This window comes from Filibacter tadaridae (assembly GCF_900609045.1).
GTDB lineage: Bacteria > Bacillota > Bacilli > Bacillales_A > Planococcaceae > Sporosarcina > Sporosarcina tadaridae.
Genome location: NZ_UXAV01000031.1, coordinates 146,408 through 166,564, shown reverse-complemented (window position 1 = coordinate 166,564; position 20,157 = coordinate 146,408). Strand labels below are relative to the sequence as shown.

Below are 20,157 nucleotides of genomic sequence, written 5' to 3'. Positions count from 1 at the left end.
AGGAGTTAATTTAAATGAAGGATCAATTTCATTCACAATCGATTGATAAAGGAAATGAGCTGTTGCCAATCGGAACAGTACTCAAGATGGACGGTGTAGAACCTTTCATCATGATTTACGGAAGGAAACAAAACCAAGTGGATGGCGATGAAAAATTGTGGGATTATGTGGGATGTCCTTATCCACAAGGACATATCTCAACGAATACGAATATATTCTTCCAACACGAAGATATTGCGGATGTCGTTTTCAAAGGGTTAGAAACAAAAGGGGAACTGGCTTTCCGAAAAGAGTTAAACAGATTACTAGCAAAAGAGGAAAGTAGTAACTAACGAATAGGTGCCAGTTATATTGACTAATGATGGGAGATTCCGTAAATGAAGAAGCTACTTGGAGTTCTATTCCTTGCAATACTGTTAGTAGGGTGTAATGCCGACGACGAACAACAAAAGAAAGGAGATGAAGTAAACGTGGAGGAAGATAAAGGCAAACAAGAGGAGCCAGCACTTTCTATGCAATTATTGAAAGCGGATGAAGAAAATGGCGTCACATTAGAAGAAGAGATGTACCAACAACTGGCTGGACTTGTAGAAGCAAACCCAGATATTGGCGTTGCGGAAGACTTTAGTGTTCATGCAATTGACCTTGTAGAGACGGCTACAGGCGAGAAAGTCATGCTATTCCTAGGCATTAATCGGTTGGAAAAAGGGATTAAAGACATTAAGTTTGACTACACGTTGGGTGTGGAGACTGAGGGTTCTGTCAAATATGTTTTTGATCGTAAAGAAGTAGAACTTTCCGAATCACTTGCAGGTGTTATTCAACCAAACCACGCAATTCCATTTACCGTTCCGGTTACACCAGAAGGACAGGAACTCCTACAGTTGATGACAGAGGAAAATAAGGTTTTGAAACTTGAAAATGCCAAATTCGATTTGGAAAAATAAAAAAAGCGTTACAGCTTTTCACGAAGTTGTAGCGTTTTTGCGTCTAGAGAGGTTATGGAGGCCCCGAAAATATGAAGAAAATAATGAGTGGTATAAGCAAAGTGTTGAAAGAATCCGCCTCTGAAATAAAGGCGAATTGGAAGTTTAGCCAATGTGTACAAGAAAGGGGCAAAAGGATAAAAGTATATGTATTAATATATATGAATATCGGTTTTTTTCTAGTCTATGCAAGCCTTTGCTTTATCTCCATACTGTACATTCTATTTGGTTTCATAGGCGGCGCGGTCCTAGGGCTTAAAGAGAGTCCATATTATTTCTTCCTATTTCTATTGCCAGTTGCTGCGCTGCCATTTTTGTATTTTGTACATAACATGTGGACATCGCACTATCCTATTTTTAAAGGGGAATACTTTAAGAAACATTCAATTCAAATACCTTACGAGGATTGACTTTTTTCGAAACATCCCGATTGTGCAAGCAGACCGACCATATAACGCGCAGAACTTATGTAATGTACCTGTTGCTCGTACAAACATGAAAGTTTAAACAATCGAGATAGTTAAAACAAACGTGAAAGTGTGAGTGACTGTCACCATACACTACAGGAATTAGAAATTTAGTATAGGGTATCTGGGGACGACACTTTTCAGAGAGTACATTACGATAGCATAAGTTAAAAGAGGATGCCGCCATATCAAACATTTGGCGGCATCCTCTTTTATTTTTATTCAGGGATTTGAATGGTGAACATTCAATTATCCATGGTTATCTTCCACGCGACTCCTATAATTCTTCAAAGTTATCGATGCATTCCAAGAAGTGGGAAACAATTTCAAAGAAAGTGTAATTTTTTTCACCAATCGTGTATTGGATGGAATTGGAGTCGATACTACTCATTGTTGACACAGGGACTACGTTATTCTTTTGAATCAGTATTTTTGCAAATTCCAATGCAGTTTCTTTTTTCTTATCCATTAGTGCACCCCCTCCTAATGGATATTGCTGTCTGACTTCTCTTATGAGTGGGAAAATATTCTTTCTATCGAAGCCGGTCAATCAAACGATGGCAGGGGCGACTGGCAACAGAAATCTTATCCGCAACATTTCTTATACTTCTTCCCACTGCCGCATGGACAGGGGTCGTTGCGGCCCGTTTTCACCGTGATCGGTTCAGGGAGGGGCTTTAAATGATGCTTTTCCATTTGAAATAGTTCATCCGGCGTATGTCCCCGGTTTTCCCAGATTCGCGTGGAATTTGCGATTTCCATGACGGGTTGAAGATAACGTTGGAGCTGTTCACGATTTGTGAGGTCCAGACGGCTTGCGAAGTTCCGAAATATCAGGTTTGTATTGGCATTTACGAGGGATAGTTCGCCGACCAAATCTTGTAATTCCTCTTCGATTTGTCGTGAAGTAAGCCCGTCCTTCTTTAACAGGTTCTGCAACTTTTTATGTTGCGGCGTCCGTTTGAAATAAGCGTCTTTCACATAATGGAGTAGTTCGGTCTTGTTAGGGACATAAAAGGGTTTCCCTGCTGTCCGCTTTGCGAGCAGCTTTTCATCGTTGTAATCCATTGACTCATGAAGAAATTGATGGTGTTGCATATAGACGAATTTTTTCTCCAAAAGTTGGACAGTTTCCGGATCGTTTACCAATTGCAACATTCGTTTGTGCGTCATCTCGGGTTTATTTTGTGCATTGTAGATGTCCATCACTTTGTCAAAACGCACCATTCCATATAAAGAAGTGCAAGCAGCGATATAATCAAGGTACAGCTTTTTATTGGGAATGGCGTTCAAGTCCGCCTTATCGGATCCACGGTATTTGTCTGATAGCACGACATAGTTGTCATGGTCAATCCGTGCCCATTCGGTTTTTTTGTATTTCATGGACTTTAGCATGTCATTGATGTGATCCAAGTCAAATGATTTGTACGCTTGTTCTTCAGCCCATGCGTAGGTCGTCAAATAATCCGGGTGGGATGGGTCGCGGTAAACCTGCAAAAATGCCGCATAGCCAGGCGGTCCCCCCACATCTTCAGGCGGCGCCGTGCCTTCGCCCGCAAGTAAAGTCGGATAGCCGAAAAAGTAATCTTCCACAATTTCCTCCAACTCGACCGTAATCCGCCATTCGTCCCCCCAATCATATAGATAATGTAAAGAGCCGTGCTTTTCCAAATACGTATCGATTTTAATACGGGATGGCTGCTTGGCCGTAAGACCGTTCGACGCCTTCTTCGTTTCCTCCAGGACAACGGGGGTGTTTGTGACGAGAAGGTCGTCCACCCGTATCTCGAAGAAATGATAAGGTTCATCCATCCATTCACTTTGGAAGTTTGTGACCCTCTGGATTAATTCATGCAGTCGATTAAATGTAGCATCCGCCGGCAAAATCACTCTCCGCCAAATCACCGGTTCGATGCCTTCGAATGTCAGTTTTACGATATATGCTTTCATAGACTCACTCCAAGTGTTCATTTTCCGCGCATTGCCGATTGGATTGTAGGCAGTACTTTGATAATAACAGTCTACCAACACTTGTTACAAATGAAATAGAAGGGCCGAGTGTAAAGAAGTTGTTGATAAGTTAAGGGATTATGTTGTGAGGTGTGAAGAAAGCGTTGCGAGGTTTGTGGATTACGTTGTAGGGTTGGCGTTTTATATTATGAGGTTTTGAGATTAAAATAGGTGCCCACGTCTAACTCAGAATTCTGTTAGACGTGGGCACCCTAGATGATGGCTTAACCCATTTCACATATCGATGAAATGCAGCCGGGCCTAAATTAGTTACAAATAAGGAACGTATACAATGATAATAATCAGTACCCAAATCAAATCGACAAAATGCCAGTAGTACGAAAAGATTGTTTGTTTACTCAGAAACAAGGGGGCCGGAATTTTTCTTATGTGGTGAATGAACAAAATGATCATCCATCCAATTCCAAACACCACATGCGCTGCATGGAGGCCGACCAATACATAAAACGCTCCCATGAAAACATTGCTGCTCGTTGTGTAGCCTTGCTGGACGTAACTTGCAAACTCGTTGATCTCCACACCGAGAAAGGCGGCGGCCAGCAAAAAGGTAAGAACTAGCCAGATGATAAATGGTGTTTTCCGTTCTTTTTTTAAATACTTATCAGACAAAAAGAGTGTGACGCTGCTTGATAAAAGAAAAACGGATGCAAGCACGACGGTTTTAATTTCAAAAATGTCAGCTGGGAATGGATCTTTGGTTGGTGGCGTAAAAATGGTATATGTCATGAAAAGGACCATAAACATAATAGCCTCAATACCTAAGTAAATGAGGAATCCCATTTTTTTGTCTTTAAACAAGGCAGCATCTGTATTATTCATGGCGCGCTCCCTCCTTGTGAAAAGATGTGTGTTCATCACGAAACGAACGGATGATAAATAACGCAAAGATCGCAACGCCGCCAATACCAGCCGTTAGATACGACTGATAAATGAGACCGAAACCGATAACAAGAACAGCAAGTGCCATAAGAAAAGGCAGTACGGTATGTTCATCGATTGGAGCAGGTCGTGGATTGGGTGCAGTCTTCAGTTTCTGGCCCTTCGTTTTTGCATCCCAAAACGGATCGGTGCATTCAATGAATGGCATAGGCGTAAATGTATCTTCAGGAGACGGGGAAGCCACACTCCACTCCAAAGTTCTTCCATCCCACGGGTCATCTCCGACGAGTATACCTTGCCTGTTCGTCTGCCAAATATTCCAAACCAAAATAACGATACTAACGCCCATTAGTGAAGCGCCGATTGTACTCGTAAAGTTAAGTGCGGTCATGCCTTCGTCAGAACCGTAAGTATATACACGGCGCGGCAGGCCTTGCATCCCTGTAAGATGCATCGGTAAAAATGTCATATGATAGCCGATTAAAAAGAGCCAGAAATGCCATTTGCCCAGCGTTTCATTCAGCTGATAGCCGGTTATTTTCGGATACCAGTAATAGAGGCCAGCAAAAATACCTAGAATGGTAGAAGCTAAAATGACGTAATGGAAATGTGCAACAACAAAGTGTGTGTCATGGAGCTGGAAATCGGCTGCCGATACAGCCAACATAACACCCGTCACACCTCCCATAACAAACGATGGGATAAAACCGATCGCAAACAGCATCGGCGTTGTCGTCTTAAGTGATCCGCCGTGCATCGTGAAAATCCAGTTAAATACCTTAATGCCCGTCGGAATAGCGATTGTCATCGTTGTTACAGCGAAAAATGTATTGACCATCGGCCCAAGCCCAACGGTGAACATATGATGTGCCCAGACCATGAAACCAAGAAAGCCGATCAACGCAAGGGAAATGACCATTGCCGGATACCCGAAGATTGGTTTCTTTGAAAATGACGAAATAATATCAGAAAAAAGACCGAATGCAGGCAATGCCAATACATATACTTCCGGGTGACCGAAAAACCAGAATAAATGCTGCCAATAAACCGGATCACCTTCTTCACCTCCGAAAAAAGAGGTGCCAAACAACCGGTCAAACATAAGCAAATATAAAGCAATCGCAAGCACCGTAAAGGCAATTACGATCAAAAATGAAGTAACAAGGGAGGCCCATGGAAACAAGGGCATACGGATTAGCTTCATGCCGGGAGCCCGGTGCCGGACAATCGTCACAATCATATTGAGGGCGGCAAATATAGTCCCAAGACCAGAAATCTGCACGCCGAAAACGTAAAAGTTGGTAGCTGCGCCGGGCGTATACACCGCGGTCGAATAAGGCGCATAGCCCGTCCACCCGATTGCCGGTGAACTGTTAAGAAAATAAGCAGATCCAAACATGACTCCGCCAGCGACAAACAGCCAAAGGGACACTGCATTTAAAAAGGGGAACGCCAAATCCTTGGCACCAATTTGCAATGGAACTGCAATATTCATAAGACCGATTAGCATCGGCATGGCAGCGAAGAAAATCATCATCGTACCGTGTGATGTAAAGGTTTCATTATACTTTTCAAGCTGAAAATCCATAAAATTATTATTCGGTAACGCGAGTTGCAGGCGGATGAAGAGTGCATCCAGCCCGGCTCGCAAGAAGAAGATAAATCCAAATATCATGTAAAGGGTACCGACTTTCCGGTGGTTGGTCGTATATAGGTAATCCCGGATAACAGGAAACTTGCGTTTTCTAAAGGCATAAACGATAGCCCCGATAACCAGTACGATTAGAAGGATCCATGCGATGAAAACGTCAATCGTTAAGAAAATAGACTCCCCGAAAAAAGGAATATGCACAGTTATTTCACTCCAATTCATAGCCGCTAACCCTTGCTTGCCGGCTACTTATTTATTTTGCTATATACTCCTCAAACTCTTCCTTGGCTACTACTTTTACAGTAAACGTCATATTTGCATGCTGAACTCCGCAATACTCAGCACACTTTCCTTTGTAAACACCTATTTCGGGATTCTCAATCCTGTAAACGATTGGTTTTCCAGGGACCAAGTCTACTTTTCCAGCAAGCTCAGGCACCCAAAAGGAATGAATCACATCCATCGAAGACAAATGAAGGATAATCGGTTCACCTTCAGGCAACAGTAAAATATTGTGCTTCTCTTTATCTGTTTCATAGATAAACGTCCACTCAAACTGTTTTGCCGTTACGTCAATATGTACGCCATCCATAGTAGATTCGGCTTCCGCGACCGGGGATTGCTTGAGACCTGTGCTGACTGTTGGAATGGCAAGGATAATCAGTAAAACAATTGGACCAATCGTCCAAATCAATTCGAGTTTCCGTTGCTTTTTTGGACTAATAAACTTAGGTCTATACTCTTCCAGTCCATTCTTTTTTTCGCGATAGTTGATGACTACTCTGGCAAGCAGAAAAAAGACTATCACCAATACGAACAGCATAATGCCAAGCCCAAACCAAATTAGAAAAGCTTGTTCTTTTCCCGTCGTACTTTTCGGGTTCAATACAGTACTATTCGTGCACCCTGCCAACAGAAAGAGCAAAGGAAAGATGCCCAATTTTTTCACGTGTGTCCCCACCTTTCTAACTAAATATAGTATGTTATTAGACTTCTATTCCCCCAAAAGAATAGAGTAAACACCAGGATTTTATGAAAAATAGTTTCGGAAAGGTAGAAAGGTGGTAGAGCTCTATACGGATTTATTTACAGTAGGGGGTTATATGGTTTATGTTTTCTTACAAAAAAGCAACAGGGATTCTATTTCTATTACTGTTACTGGCACTTGTCATAGTAGGATGCAGCAGCGAAGGATACGATGCTGCGAAAATCCGGAAAGAATTAAGTAATTTGGACCCGGATGACCCGGAAACGAAAATGATTCAATACGGCAAAGAGCTCTTTGACAGTACGAAAACAGTGTTGCCCGAGCATGTTGGCAATAATTTGTCCTGCATCAGCTGCCACGGGGATGGCGGACTTTCCGCTAATTCGCCGATGGTCGGTGTAACAGTGAAATATCCGAAAGATCGTAGTGGTACATGGACTACAATTGAAGACCGCATCAACGGCTGTTTTCTACGAAGCATGAATGGTACCGAACTAGAAATGGATAGCGAAGAAATGAAAGCGATGGTTTCCTATATGGAATTCATATCAAAAGACGTGGAAACAGTTGATGATATTACGTGGCGGATGACGAATGATAGAGAAAAAGTGCCTGAGCCGAATGTAAACGATGGGGCAGAACTATTTGTGCAAAAAACCTGTATCACCTGTCACGCCGGGGATGGCTCGGGCACGAGCGACCATACAGGCCCTGCGTTATGGGGAGAAGGCTCATTCAATGAAGGTGCAGGATTGACACGGCTCAGTAAAGCAACGGCTTTCATTCAAAACAATATGCCGAAAGGCCAAGCAAATACACTGACGGACCAGGAAGCGGTAGACCTCGCAGCTTTTGTACTATCGCACGACCGGCCGGAAGGAGATCCTGAAAAAATTGGCGATAGCCACAAGGATCCGGAAAAGGATTATATGTTTAAAGAGCGTCGCGAAAAGCTGAAAACGGGAGAATTTCAATGGACTGATTTAGACGTGGTGGTACCGAAGAAGGAATGATGTAGGTTACGAAATGGGCTGTTCCTGTAAAGTGGGAATAGTCTTTTTTTTGCGTTTTTTAGGCGCCAAGGCAAGGAACTACTCTCACTATGCTAGGTAATTACATGTTTATGAGTATAGTAGTGGATAAGTGCATGAATTTCTACTACCTATTGCATGTTTATCTAACCGGTTGAATTGTTCGTTGTTTTTTATCCCGCATTAACGGGCAGTAAGACCCCCAACTTCAAGTCATCGAGGGAACAAGAAGAATAAGTGGGGGATCAACTGCCCGTAAAAGCCCGAATGGCTCAACTAACAATCAGTGGGGGATGAGGAAAACCCCCACTGATTGAAGTTTCGCTTTATTACACAGGCACTCGTACAATTGCAGCCATGTCTTAGTAATTAATTTGCTAGACACGGCTGCGCTTTACTATGGTATCATTTAAGTAAACGCAATATATTGAATAAATTAAAGATTACTCAAAAGGACGATAAAACATGGTTTTATTTAATGACGCTATGGAACAACGACTTTTAGGGGAATATGATCTTCACCTGGATCATTCGGGAGTTCAGGGAAAAAGACTTGCATCAAGACTCCGCGAGATTGCCCAAGTTGGATTCACTGCAGAGATGGGTTCATGCCGGCTCGGCTATTCCGATGAAGAGAAGCAGGCGAAAGACTTGGTCAAGCAATGGATGAGAGACTCTGGGCTTGAAGTTAGGCAAGATGATGCTGGAAATGTGATAGGTAGGCTGGCCGGGAAACAGGATAATCTTCCTGCTATACTGTCAGGTTCCCATGTTGATAGTGTGCCTAATGGTGGGCATTTCGATGGAGTGTTGGGCGTTTTAACGGCACTGGAAGTTGTAGAAGCATGGAAAGAGACGAATTATCAACCTTCTAGGCCAGTTGAAGTCGTTATATTTTCCGATGAAGAAGGTTCAAGATTTAACGCAGGTCTAACCGGCAGTAAGGCGATGATGGGTGACGTCGGGTTATCGGATTTAAAATCATTAATAGATCATGAAGGGGTCCCTTTTGAGGAAGTAGTTCGTAAAAATGGTTTATCGGCAAACAGCTTCATGGACGCTGCCAGAGATACTAAAGAAATAGCTGCTTTTGTGGAAGTTCACATAGAACAGGGGAAGCAACTTGAAAAGAATAATGAACCGGTTGGTATCGTGACTGGGATAACGGGCCTCAATGGACTTGAATTTTCCTTTAAAGGGAAGGCGGGACACGCTGGAAATACGCCAATGGATGACCGCCAGGATGCGATGGTTGCGGCAAGTGAATTCATTCTAAATGTGAGTTTCCTTCCGAAGAAAGTAAGTTCTACTGCAGTCGCAACTGTTGGACGACTGCATGTTTTCCCCAATGGAACAAATGTCATCCCAGGGGAAGTTAAGCTCAGTGTAGATATTCGGGATATCCACAGGGAAACGCTAGACGAGCTAGTCAAACTGATCATTGATGAGGCGAAAAGAATTTCTACCGTTCATAAGGTGGATGCTGTTTGGGAAGAGACATCACTAGCAGATCCGGTCCTTGTACAGGATTTCATGCAGGTATTGCAGGCTGATTCGCTTAAGGAAAACCAAATCCATCCCATTTATATTCCAAGTGGGGCAGGCCATGATGCTATGATTGTAGGCCGCCATGTCCCAATCGCGATGTTTTTCATCCGAAGCAAAGACGGGATCAGTCACAATCCCGTGGAGTGGACGAGTCTAAATGATTGTGTAACAGGAGTACATGTTCTGAAAAAATTCCTGGAGAAATTGCAACATTCGATTTGAAAAAGTTTAGAAACCGAGTTTTGGGTACTTGATTATGATAGTATTCTGGCGATGTGCAGCAATTACTTATTTATGCAATGTAGATTAGGTAAGTGTTTGATTTTCTGATTTCTATTGTTTTTTATTATTTAGATGGTGAAACGTTGCTGGGTTTTGGTAAAACGTTGATAGGTTTAGGGATTATGTTGGGAGGTTGGCGTTTTTTGTTGCGGGGTTCATGGGTTATGTTGCTAGGTTGGTGAAACGTAACTCACGGGGTATCAGGTATTTCTACAATTAGTTAAGTGAATCGAGCGATGCGCCGCGGCGTATTTAGTTATGGGATGCATAGGTACTGCCGCAATTTCATAAATAGAAGGCATCACAAGATTGCCGCTTCCTGCGGCAAAGGCAATTCCGCTCAAACCTCGCGCGTGTGCGATCAAAGGCGATGGAATTCCGCTCAAACCTAGCGCGTGTGCGATCAAAGGCGATGGAATTCCGCTCAAACCTCGCGCGTGTGCGATCAAAGGTGATGGAATTCCGCTCAAACCTCGCGCGTGTGCGATCAAAGGCGATGGAATTCCGCTCAAACCTCGCGCGTGTGCGATCAAAGGCGATGGAATTCCGTTCAAACATTGCGCGGGAGCGATCAAAGGCGATGGAATTCAGCCCAAACCCTGCGTGAGTGCAATCAATGACGCTGGATTCTGCCCAATTAGAATAGGTGCCAGGCAGCTGACACCTAATTAACGCTTCGCAAAGCTCACAACATAATAGTGAAACCACACAACAAACCCCGCCAACCTAACAACATCATCCCCGAACCACCCAACGTTCACTGTGGAAAGGACGTAAAATCGAAATAGCGAAGTTCATTGGAAGAGCCAGTCCAACCTAAAAAACTATATTTAATCGTATTGACACTCAGTTTTCTTCGACTTCGATAACGTATTGGTGGCGGAATACCTAGATTTGATGTGTGAATTTACTTAAGCACGGTGTGTCACCTATTCTATAACTAACAGACTATTTAAAAATATCTGTTGACATACTAGGTTGCTAGCTATATATTATTATTAATAGAAGTTACGATTTTGAGAAAAATGGTTTTTCTTTTTATTTCGTTAAAGTTGTACCTACAACCCGACAACCCGGTTTCTCAAAATGAAGGTCGAGTAGTAAGTAATTGTATAGTGGGAATGGGTATAGAAAACGGTTACAAATGAAATAGGAAAATAGCAGTAACGCCTGTGTTACATGGGCTAGAGCTTAGGATACCCGACAAAGTTGTGTACGGTATTTCGGATTAGTCGTTCGTCAACTAACACGACAATGTACAAGTAACCCTATTGATTCAATCGGGAAGTTTTTTCTGTAAACCGGGGAATCCCTTGAAAGAAAAAAACGACATATACAGATGGGGTGGAGAAATGAAAAAGGTAAGAATGGGAATTATCGGAGCGGGTCTACGGGGTGGACTTGCACACTACTGGCATAAGCCAGGGGGGGAGTCAGAGGTCGTTGCGATTGCGGATATTTCTGACGAACGCATTGCAAAGTTTCAAGAAAAATACGACACACCGTTATTTCAAACAAATGATTACAAAGAATTATTGAAGCGTGATGATATCGATGCGATTGCGGTTTTGTCACCGGATTACTTGCATGAGGAACACGTCATTGCAGCCCTTGAAGCTGGGAAACATGTCTATTCCGAAAAACCGCTTGCGATTACGGTTGAAGGATGTGACCGAATTATCGATACATGGCAGAATTCAGGAAAGCATTTAATGGTTGGTTTCAATATGCGTTATATGAGTATGTACCAGACGATGAAGGAATTAATTGACTCAGGTGCTATCGGAGAATTAAAAACAATTTGGGTTCGTCATTTCGTCGGCTTTGGCGGTTATTTCTACTACCACGATTGGCATGGGAAATCAGAAAATACAACTTCTCTACTATTACAGAAAGGTTCGCATGACCTTGATGTGATCCATTGGATTTCAGGCAAGTATGCGACAAAAGTATCTGCATTCGGGAGCCTTGATTACTACGGAGGGGATAAGCCAAACGACTTAACATGTCCTGAGTGTGAGTTAAAGAATACGTGTCCTGAGTATGTTGCTCATACATTTACGGAATGTGCATTCCGTGAAGAAATCGATGTTGAAGACAATAACATGCTTATTATGGAGCTTGAGGGCGGGATTAAGGCATCTTATCTTCAATGTCATTTCACGCCAGACTATAACCGTAACTATACATTTATTGGAACTGAAGGTCGTATAGAGAATGACGATGTGAATGGGAAAGTATACTTGAAAACGCGTAAAACGAATACGTGGAAAGAGTTTAGTGATGTAACGTATGAAATGAAGAAGGAAGAGGGTAGTCACGGTGGAGCGGATCCTAAAATAACGCAAGATTTTATCGATCTGATTCTACATGATAAAAAACCCCTTACAACGCCTTTCGCAGGAAGAATGAGTGTGGCAGTTGGCTGTGCGGCAACGGAGTCAATCCGTGCAGGAGGTAAAGTCGTCAGGATTTCTCAGGTGTCTAGCATCGTGCACAGTTGAATGTGTTAGAAAGAAAAGGGGTCTGATTGTGACAAATATGAGCGAAAGTGTAGAGGGTGTCAAAGAGGATGGAGTGCATAGGAAAAAGAGTGAAAAAGTAAAGAAAAAAACAGGGATTGGATGGATGAAATCAATACGTAGAAACTGGGAATTGTACGTATTACTAACACCAGTCATTCTATATTTTCTCGTATTCCATTACTTCCCTCTGTATGGCTTGCAAATTGCATTTAAAGATTTCATCGCAAACAAAGGGATTTGGGGAAGCCCGTGGGTAGGTATGAAACATTTCGAGCGGTTTTTTGATAGTTACTATTTCTGGAGACTGATACTAAATACAATCGGAATTGGTGTTTTCACTCTAGTTGTATCTTTCCCGGTTCCAATCATACTAGCACTAATGCTTAATGAAGTAAAAAGTTTACGATATAAAAAGTTTGTCCAGACAGTAATCTATGCACCACATTTTCTTTCAACTGTAGTAGTTGTCGGGATGTTGTTACTCTTCTTGAAAACGGATGGGTTAGTCAATCAGGTGATCAAAATTTTTGGAGGTACACCAATTGACTTTATAACGGAACCTGCTTTTTTTAAAAGTTTGTATGTGTTTTCAGATGTATGGCAAACAATGGGGTGGAGCTCGATTATTTACATCGCCGCACTCGCTGCAGTAGATCCTTCACAACATGAGGCAGCAATGATCGACGGAGCGTCAAGATTTCAACGAATACTACACATTAACATTCCAGCCATTATGCCTACAATTGTAATTTTATTCATTTTGAATGCGGGGTCCGTTATGGCTGTAGGATTTGAAAAGGTCTATCTTATGCAAAATGATTTGAATATGTCGACTTCCGATGTCATCTCGACATTCGTTTACCGAAGTGGGATTTTGGAAGCGCAGTACAGCTTCTCTGCGGCAGTAGGGCTATTCAACTCATTGATAAACTTCTTCCTGCTCATAATGGTTAATCAGATTGCGAAAAAAGTAAATGAGACAAGTCTATGGTAAGGGGTGGGGTAGTTGAGAGAATCCAAAACAGATCGGACATTTAATATATTCAACTTTGTGTTCCTGACCATTGTCGCCTTACTCGTAATTTATCCCTTAGTTTTTGTTTTGAGTGCATCATTTAGTAACCCACAATACGTAGTGTCAGGTGAGATGTGGTTGTGGCCAAAAGATATAACGCTAGATGCATATGAAAAAGTATTCAAAAACAAAGATATTATTAATGGATTTGTAAACACGCTGAAGTATACGGTATTTGGAACTATACTGAACGTCATAATGACAATATTAGCAGCATACCCGCTTTCACGAAGAGATTTAAAGGGTCGTGGACTCATTATGGCGTTCATTGTCTTCACTATATTCTTTAGTGGTGGACTTATCCCAACGTACTTACTCATTCACGATCTTGGAATGCTGAATACATTTTGGGTTATGGTGATTCCTAATGCGGTTGCAGTTTGGAACATTATTATTATGAGAACATTTTTCCAGGCCATACCGCATGAATTGGAGGAATCAGCGAAGATTGATGGATGCGGGAATTTCAGAATACTGTGGAGTATCGTTCTCCCGTTATCGTTTCCTGTCATTGCTGTAATGGTTCTTTTCTATTCTGTTGGCCATTGGAATTCCTACTTCCAGGCATTGATTTATCTGCAGGATCAAGACAAGTTTCCGCTTCAACTGATTCTCAGACAAATTCTTATTCAAGGTCAAACCGATGACATGATTAAAGCAACTTCGGAAAGCTTTTTGGCACAACAACTTAGCGTTGAGGGGTTGAAGTATGCAGTGCTAATTGTTGCGAATCTACCGATGCTGATGCTATATCCGTTTTTACAAAGGTATTTCGTGAAAGGTGTCATGATAGGATCACTAAAAGGATAATAAGGGGGAGAGCGCATTGAAGAGAAAGTACTTTTCAAGTGTTGCAGCATTACTATTGACAGCAAGTATTTTGGGGGCTTGTTCAGAAGACGATCAGACAATTGAAAAAGGTGAAAATGCGCATAATGTAAAGGCAACCGGCATGCCGATTGTTGAGGAAAGTATTCAGGTTGATGGCTTTGCTGCAAAGTTCTTTGCCTCACAAAATTGGAATGACTTGATGCTTTGGGATGAGTATGAAAAAATGACAAATATCGAAGTGGACTGGAAAACAGTTCAAATTGAAGGTCTTGCCGAGAAACGAAACTTAATGTTGGCAGCTGGTGATTATCCTGAACTGTTCTTTGCATCAGCATTTCCGAAAACAGACCTGATTAAATATGGGCAACAAGGCGTCTTCTTACCAATAAGTGATTATATTGATGAATATGCACCGAATTTCAAGAAAATCCTTGAAGAATATCCATCTGTAAAAAAAGGAGTTACAATGCCTGATGGTAAAATTTATGGGTTCCCTGCTTTCTATGACCCGAACTTCGAGGCACTCCGCGCAGGTACACCTTGGATCAAAAAAGATTGGTTGGACAAATTGGGGCTAGAGGAGCCTGAAACTCCTGATGAATTGTACGAAGTGTTGAAAGCGTTCAAAGAACAAGATCCGAATGGTAATGGAAAAGCGGATGAAGAAGGTTGGGGCACCGGCTATGGTATCAATCAATTCATTGGCTATTTACGAGGAACATATGGATTGAACAAACAGGGATCTATGAACATAAACCTCGACTTTAAAGAAGGAACTGAAGAATTCCGTTTTGTTCCGGCTACAGATGAGTATAAGGAATTGCTTAAATTCTTGAACAAGCTATATACAGAGGGATTAATCAATCAGGATATTTTCACTACCGAACCGCATGTGTTTGCCGCGGAAGCGTCTAAAGGGAATTTTGGAATGCTCGCTGAGGTTGACCCGGCGGAATTACTGAACCTTGACGGTTACGTTGGTGTACCTGTCCTTGAAGGTCCTACTGGTGAACGGGCTTATAACACGGTTTCGAATGGTCTTGGAAATCTAGGGATGTTCGTGCTGACTGATAAGGCAAAAAATCCCGAAGCAATGGTTCGCTGGATGGATTACTTTTATGGAGAAGAAGGATCTAAAATGTTCTTTATGGGCTTCGAAGGTGTTACGTTCGAAGAAGATGAAGAAGGAAACTTCAAATACTTAGAGACAATTACAGACAACCCAGATGGATTAAATGTGGACCAAGCAATTAGTGAATATTTGACTTGGCCTGGAGGATATTATCCAGGAATGGTAAGGAAAAAGTACTTCCAAGGTGCAGAGGGTAAAGAAAATTCTACTTTAAATGCTGAGAAAGTTTTACCTTACCGCATCAAAGACGAGGACATTCTACCGGGACTGAACTATACGCTCGAAGAGAATGAAAAGGTTAGTGCAGTTATGACGGATGTTCAGACATATGTTGATGAAATGACTGCAGGCTTTATCACTGGAAACCAAGATTTCAGCAAGTGGGATGACTATAAGAAGACATTGGATAAGATGGGGTTAGAATCTTATCTCGAAGTAGCTCAAGGAGCATATGAGCGTTCGAAAGAAGAGGAATAAAATAAAAAGCCCATACAAATTCAGTATCTTTGTATGGGCTTTACCCTTTCAGGGAGGTTATTTGCTTGGACTTACAAGGATGGAAGGGAAGTTTATATCGTTTTGTTGAATTCGTTACCATGCTTGCGGTGCTGCAACTAATGTGGGTAGGTCTTACTATACTCGGTTTAGTTGTTTTTGGAATATCGCCGGCTACTGCAGGGTTATTCGTTGTCATGAGGGCTAGATTGCAAGGGCAAGATGATTTGCGGTCACTTGCGAAAAACTATTGGGCGACATATAAAGCGGAGTTTGTCAATTCCAATAAAATCGGTGTTATTTTGCTTGTCATTGGTTATTTTCTTATTCTTAATTTACGGATTGTGTTGACCTTGAACGGAACTTCCGGTTTGTTCATGTTAACGCTACTTGTCATGATCACTATTTTGTATTCGGTCATGCTGATGAACATTTTCCAAGTATTTGCACATTATAATATGCCGTTTACACGGTACTTTTCCGCGTCACTTCTACTTAGTATTTCATTTCCCTTTCAAGCTATTGGATCTGTTATGGGGCTTTATGTGCTTTATCGGTTATTTATGATTGTTCCAGGGTTACTTCCATTTTTCGGTGTAAGCATAACTGTACTTTTCCTTACATGGATGTCATCACAGATTTTTAAGCTTAAAGATGCCTCGGAAGGAACGTTGAAAGAAAAGATGTCGTGAAACGCTATATGAAATTAACGTGGCGTTTGTTCTTGAACAGGCGGTTAATTTAATGTGAATTCTAGTGAAAATGTTGTACATTGGAAGTATAAGAACTATGAAAAAGGATGATATGTGATGAAACCGTTAGACCAAGGAAGTGTTATTCCGCTATATCATCAATTAAAACAACGTTTGGATGCACGCATCCGAGCAGAAGAATGGAAGCCGGGCGATAAAATCGATTCGGAAAATAGTTTGATGGATATATTTCATGTGAGTAGAAATACAGCGAAGAAAGCAATCGAAGAATTGGTCCAGGAAGGCACACTTTATCGGATACAAGGGAAAGGCACCTTTGTTTCGAGACCCAAGTTTGAACAATCTTTAACAGGATTTTATAGCTTTAGCCGTGTTTTACGGGAAAAAGGACTTCATCCTACTGACCAAGTGCTTGAAGTAAGGGAAGTCGAGCCATCTGCAATCGTTAGAGCAGGATTACAGCTCCCTTTAGGAGAAAATGTAGTTGAAATGAGACGCCTACGCTGTGCAGATGGAGAACCGATCATTCTTGAATCATCGTTTATGCCGAAATCGGTTATTCAAGACATATCTGTTTTGTATGAGGTAGGAACATCATCCCTTTATGATTTGTTAGATGAACGCTATGGCGTAACAGTTGTCCGCGCGAAAGAAGCTTTTGAACCGGTTTTAATAAGGGAAGGTGAAAGCGTTCTCCTAGAAACGGAAGTAGGGAAACCTGCCTTACTTTTGGAGCGAACAGCATATGATACCAACGGCGAACCGGTAGAATTTTGTATTTCAATCGTACGAGGGGATCGTTGCAGGTTTTACACGGATCTTGTATAAATTCGTAGAGCCTTTTTTGAATTTGAAAATAAGTGGAGTTGTACAGACAACCTAATCATTGAATGGGATCATTTTAAGCGCAGATGCCTCTAAAGTTAACATCGTCAATACGGTCGGTAGCGAGGGCAGTCTTAAGAGTGATAGACTACCTACAAAAGACTACCCCACATCGTGAATTATCGGATGTGGGGTAGTTTTTTATCTGATACGAGATTCAGTTTTTTTATCAAAGAAATGAGCTCTTTCAAGGTCAAATGCAAGTTTAACTTTTTGACCTGGCCGGATATTAGCATCAGAACTTACACGCGCTACATATTGCTGATCTTGAATAGATGAATAAACCATTAGTTCAGCGCCGGTTAATTCGGCTACTTCAACGTCTGCCTCTATTATAGATTCAGGAAATAGAGCTAGGGATTCAGGGGTATCAGTGATATGTTCCGGTCTTAGGCCAAGAATAATATCCTGTCCATTAAATCCTTGAGAATTCAATAACGTCAATTTATCTTTCGGGATTTTAATAAGTTCGTTTCCGATTTTGAAATAGCCGTCAGCAATTTGACCTTCAAAAAAGTTCATGGCAGGTGATCCGATAAAACCACCAACAAATATGTTTTCTGGGTTTTCATAGACTTCTTTTGGTGTCCCAATTTGTTGGATGAATCCATCTTTCATAACGACAAGACGCGATGCCATGGTCATCGCTTCTGTCTGATCATGTGTTACGTAGATTGTTGTGGTTCCTAGGCGTCCGTGCAATTTTGCGATTTCGGCACGCATTTGTACACGTAACTTCGCGTCCAGATTTGATAATGGTTCGTCCATAAGAAATAGTTTTGCATCACGAACAATTGCGCGACCGAGTGCCACACGTTGTCGTTGTCCACCTGACAAGGCTTTGGGCTTCCTACCTAAATGAGGTTCAAGCCCAAGAATGTCGGCTGCATTTTTCACGCGCTCATCAATTTCTTTTTTCGAGAACTTTCTAAGCTTTAAACCAAAAGCCATATTATCGTAGACACTCATATGTGGATAAAGAGCGTAGTTTTGAAACACCATCGCGATATCTCGTTCTTTTGGAGGCACATCATTCATTAACTTACCATCGACTAGAAATTCACCCTCAGTAATATCTTCGAGTCCCGCAATCATACGTAGTGTCGTTGACTTTCCGCAACCCGAGGGACCGACCAGAACGATAAATTCCTTATCTTGGACGCGTAAATCGAAATTCGAAACTGCCGTAGCGCCATCATCATAAATCTTGAAAATATTATCAAGAACCATTTTCTCCATTTAGGTGCACCCCTTTATCATTCGGTTTCTATAAACTAAGGTTACCAAAGATGAAATGGATGCGGTATGTGAAGTGTGCACAGTATTTAGACATCTCAATTGTGCACGTTGACTTAACCTTCTATAGCAATCAGACTCGCACAATATGCAACAAGTGCACCGTCAAAATTACGGACAGAAATGCCGGTAATATCTTGAAACTTGGTAAGGCGGTATTGCAGTGTGTTTCTGTGTACATGCAATTTCTTAGCCGTAACTGTTGCATTAAAGCCATTTTCAAAAAGGAGTTGCATCGTTTGCAGTAATTCCTGGTCATATTGAATCGGGTTGAGAATTTCTTTACGGATTATGTGTTTCATTTCATCGGACATTTGATCAACCAGGCTAAATGGAAATGTATTTTCCATTGTGTAGATTCGTATAGCACGGTTCCGGGAAATACCTTTAAGAAACCACTCTTTTTCAGTTGAGAAATGAATGGGGAAATGTCTATCAGTTAAGTGGAATTTTCCAATATACAACTTCAACTTAATGTAGAAATCACTCTCCAGGGTGTTGATAAAAGAATAGAAGTCTTCAGGTGTCTGAATATATGAAGACCTCTGTTCAATAAGTATCGCATTTTGAGCAGAAATAAAAACTAATTGTATAGAGTCATCAAAAAATGCTTTAACGGCCTCTTCTAAATCAGAATTCTTACCGTGGTCCATCTTAAAATGAAGTTGGATAACACGGATCTCTGTTTCTTCTTCAAAAGGTGCGGAACCATTTTCAAAAAGAAATTTAAACCACTTCTCTGAAACTGAATGGTTGGCTGAAGGATTTGGTTTAATTTCTGAAAAAAGGGAAGAAAGTAAGGCGTATTCACGTTCGGATACTTCAGTTTGGTCGATTTTCATCCAATTTCCTGTATAGTTATTGTGGAAAACATATACCTTTTCACTGGATTCCACAGGGCGTTCGGATAGTAGTTGAATAGAGGGAAAAAGTACAGATAAGTTGTTGTGCACTGCCTGGTTATCTCCTTTCATGAATCCGTTTAATGGAGGAATACCTTAATCTATATTGTATTTTTAGAATTCCAATAAGTAAAGCCGGGGAAGTTCCGCTTAAGTGTCCAACAAATCCACGCCAATTAAGCTTGACCACAGGTACTGCCACAATTTGAAAAACACAAATGGTGTCAGTAGCCAGACCTCCTAAGCGTTTGTCACAAAGATTCTTGGTCCGGTCTATAGATGGGGCTTCTTTGGCGTTCTCTCATATTCTATATAGACAGAAAAGTCGATATATGTTAATGTTGAAAAAAATATTAGTAAATAGTTTAGTTACCATATTTACTTCTAGTTTTACTTAATCTGATAGTATTTTTCAAAATCAGATAAAAAGATTGTGTGGT

The 20,157-nt window shown here is 41.4% G+C and carries 18 protein-coding genes; 11 read left to right on the top strand and 7 right to left on the bottom strand.

Going from position 1 to position 20,157, the window contains the following annotated elements; all coding sequences use genetic code 11:
- Positions 1–14 precede the first annotated feature (14 nt).
- The 3 genes from FILTAD_RS05945 (at position 15) to FILTAD_RS05935 (ending at position 1,396) form a co-directional block, all read left to right on the top strand.
- Positions 15–332, top strand: a complete 318-nt coding sequence (locus tag FILTAD_RS05945; protein WP_124069592.1) for a DUF4176 domain-containing protein — start codon at positions 15–17, stop codon at positions 330–332.
- Positions 333–377: 45 nt separating this feature from the next.
- A complete protein-coding gene (locus tag FILTAD_RS05940; RefSeq protein WP_124069591.1) occupies positions 378–947 on the top strand; it encodes a hypothetical protein in 570 nt (189 codons plus the stop codon).
- Positions 948–1,018: 71 nt separating this feature from the next.
- Positions 1,019–1,396, top strand: coding sequence for a hypothetical protein (locus FILTAD_RS05935; protein WP_124069590.1), 378 nt, complete (start codon positions 1,019–1,021; stop codon positions 1,394–1,396).
- Positions 1,397–1,730: 334 nt separating this feature from the next.
- On the opposite strand, the gene FILTAD_RS05930 is transcribed toward FILTAD_RS05935, so the two are convergent.
- The 5 genes from FILTAD_RS05930 to coxB all read right to left on the bottom strand — a co-directional run bounded on the left by FILTAD_RS05930 (position 1,731) and on the right by coxB (position 6,963).
- A complete protein-coding gene (locus tag FILTAD_RS05930; protein ID WP_124069589.1) occupies positions 1,731–1,922 on the bottom strand; it encodes a hypothetical protein in 192 nt (63 codons plus the stop codon).
- A 116-nt stretch (positions 1,923–2,038) separates the two neighbouring features.
- A complete protein-coding gene (locus FILTAD_RS05925) occupies positions 2,039–3,403 on the bottom strand; it encodes a plasmid pRiA4b ORF-3 family protein (protein WP_124069588.1) in 1,365 nt (454 codons plus the stop codon).
- Positions 3,404–3,733: 330 nt separating this feature from the next.
- Positions 3,734–4,303 carry a cytochrome c oxidase subunit 3 gene (locus FILTAD_RS05920; protein ID WP_124069587.1) on the bottom strand — a complete coding sequence of 190 codons (570 nt, stop codon included), beginning with the start codon at positions 4,301–4,303 and terminating at the stop codon, positions 3,734–3,736.
- Positions 4,296–6,236, bottom strand: a complete 1,941-nt coding sequence (locus tag FILTAD_RS05915; protein WP_238988160.1) for a cytochrome c oxidase subunit I — start codon at positions 6,234–6,236, stop codon at positions 4,296–4,298. Before FILTAD_RS05915 ends, FILTAD_RS05920 begins: the two co-directional genes overlap by 8 nt.
- A gap of 31 nt (positions 6,237–6,267) precedes the next feature.
- Entirely contained in the window at positions 6,268–6,963 is a 696-nt protein-coding gene (gene coxB, locus FILTAD_RS05910) for a cytochrome c oxidase subunit II (RefSeq protein ID WP_124069586.1), read from the bottom strand.
- A gap of 161 nt (positions 6,964–7,124) precedes the next feature.
- Between coxB and FILTAD_RS05905 the strand changes: the two genes are divergently transcribed.
- The 8 genes from FILTAD_RS05905 (at position 7,125) to FILTAD_RS05865 (ending at position 17,462) form a co-directional block, all read left to right on the top strand.
- Positions 7,125–8,015, top strand: coding sequence for a c-type cytochrome (locus FILTAD_RS05905; protein WP_124069585.1), 891 nt, complete (start codon positions 7,125–7,127; stop codon positions 8,013–8,015).
- A 483-nt stretch (positions 8,016–8,498) separates the two neighbouring features.
- Positions 8,499–9,803, top strand: coding sequence for a M20 family metallo-hydrolase (locus FILTAD_RS05900; protein WP_124069584.1), 1,305 nt, complete (start codon positions 8,499–8,501; stop codon positions 9,801–9,803).
- Positions 9,804–11,215: 1,412 nt separating this feature from the next.
- Positions 11,216–12,367, top strand: a complete 1,152-nt coding sequence (locus FILTAD_RS05890) for a Gfo/Idh/MocA family protein (protein WP_124069582.1) — start codon at positions 11,216–11,218, stop codon at positions 12,365–12,367.
- 124 nt (positions 12,368–12,491) lie between these two features.
- Positions 12,492–13,382, top strand: a complete 891-nt coding sequence (locus FILTAD_RS05885; protein WP_238988165.1) for an ABC transporter permease — start codon at positions 12,492–12,494, stop codon at positions 13,380–13,382.
- A gap of 12 nt (positions 13,383–13,394) precedes the next feature.
- Positions 13,395–14,273 carry a carbohydrate ABC transporter permease gene (locus tag FILTAD_RS05880; protein ID WP_124069580.1) on the top strand — a complete coding sequence of 293 codons (879 nt, stop codon included), beginning with the start codon at positions 13,395–13,397 and terminating at the stop codon, positions 14,271–14,273.
- A gap of 16 nt (positions 14,274–14,289) precedes the next feature.
- Complete coding sequence (locus FILTAD_RS05875; RefSeq protein ID WP_124069579.1) at positions 14,290–15,903, top strand: extracellular solute-binding protein; 1,614 nt, start codon at positions 14,290–14,292, stop codon at positions 15,901–15,903.
- 65 nt (positions 15,904–15,968) lie between these two features.
- Positions 15,969–16,613 carry a YesL family protein gene (locus FILTAD_RS05870; protein WP_238988159.1) on the top strand — a complete coding sequence of 215 codons (645 nt, stop codon included), beginning with the start codon at positions 15,969–15,971 and terminating at the stop codon, positions 16,611–16,613.
- Between the two features lie 117 nt (positions 16,614–16,730).
- Positions 16,731–17,462 (top strand): GntR family transcriptional regulator, encoded by a 732-nt coding sequence (locus FILTAD_RS05865; protein WP_124069578.1) that lies wholly within the window; start codon positions 16,731–16,733, stop codon positions 17,460–17,462.
- Positions 17,463–17,660: 198 nt separating this feature from the next.
- Here FILTAD_RS05865 and FILTAD_RS05860 read toward each other — a convergent pair whose 3' ends face one another.
- On the bottom strand, positions 17,661–18,758 hold the full coding sequence (locus tag FILTAD_RS05860; RefSeq protein ID WP_124069577.1) for an ABC transporter ATP-binding protein: 1,098 nt from the start codon (positions 18,756–18,758) through the stop codon (positions 17,661–17,663).
- Positions 18,759–18,871: 113 nt separating this feature from the next.
- Positions 18,872–19,768, bottom strand: coding sequence for a PucR family transcriptional regulator (locus tag FILTAD_RS05855; protein ID WP_160117574.1), 897 nt, complete (start codon positions 19,766–19,768; stop codon positions 18,872–18,874).
- Positions 19,769–20,157: the final 389 nt, after the last annotated feature.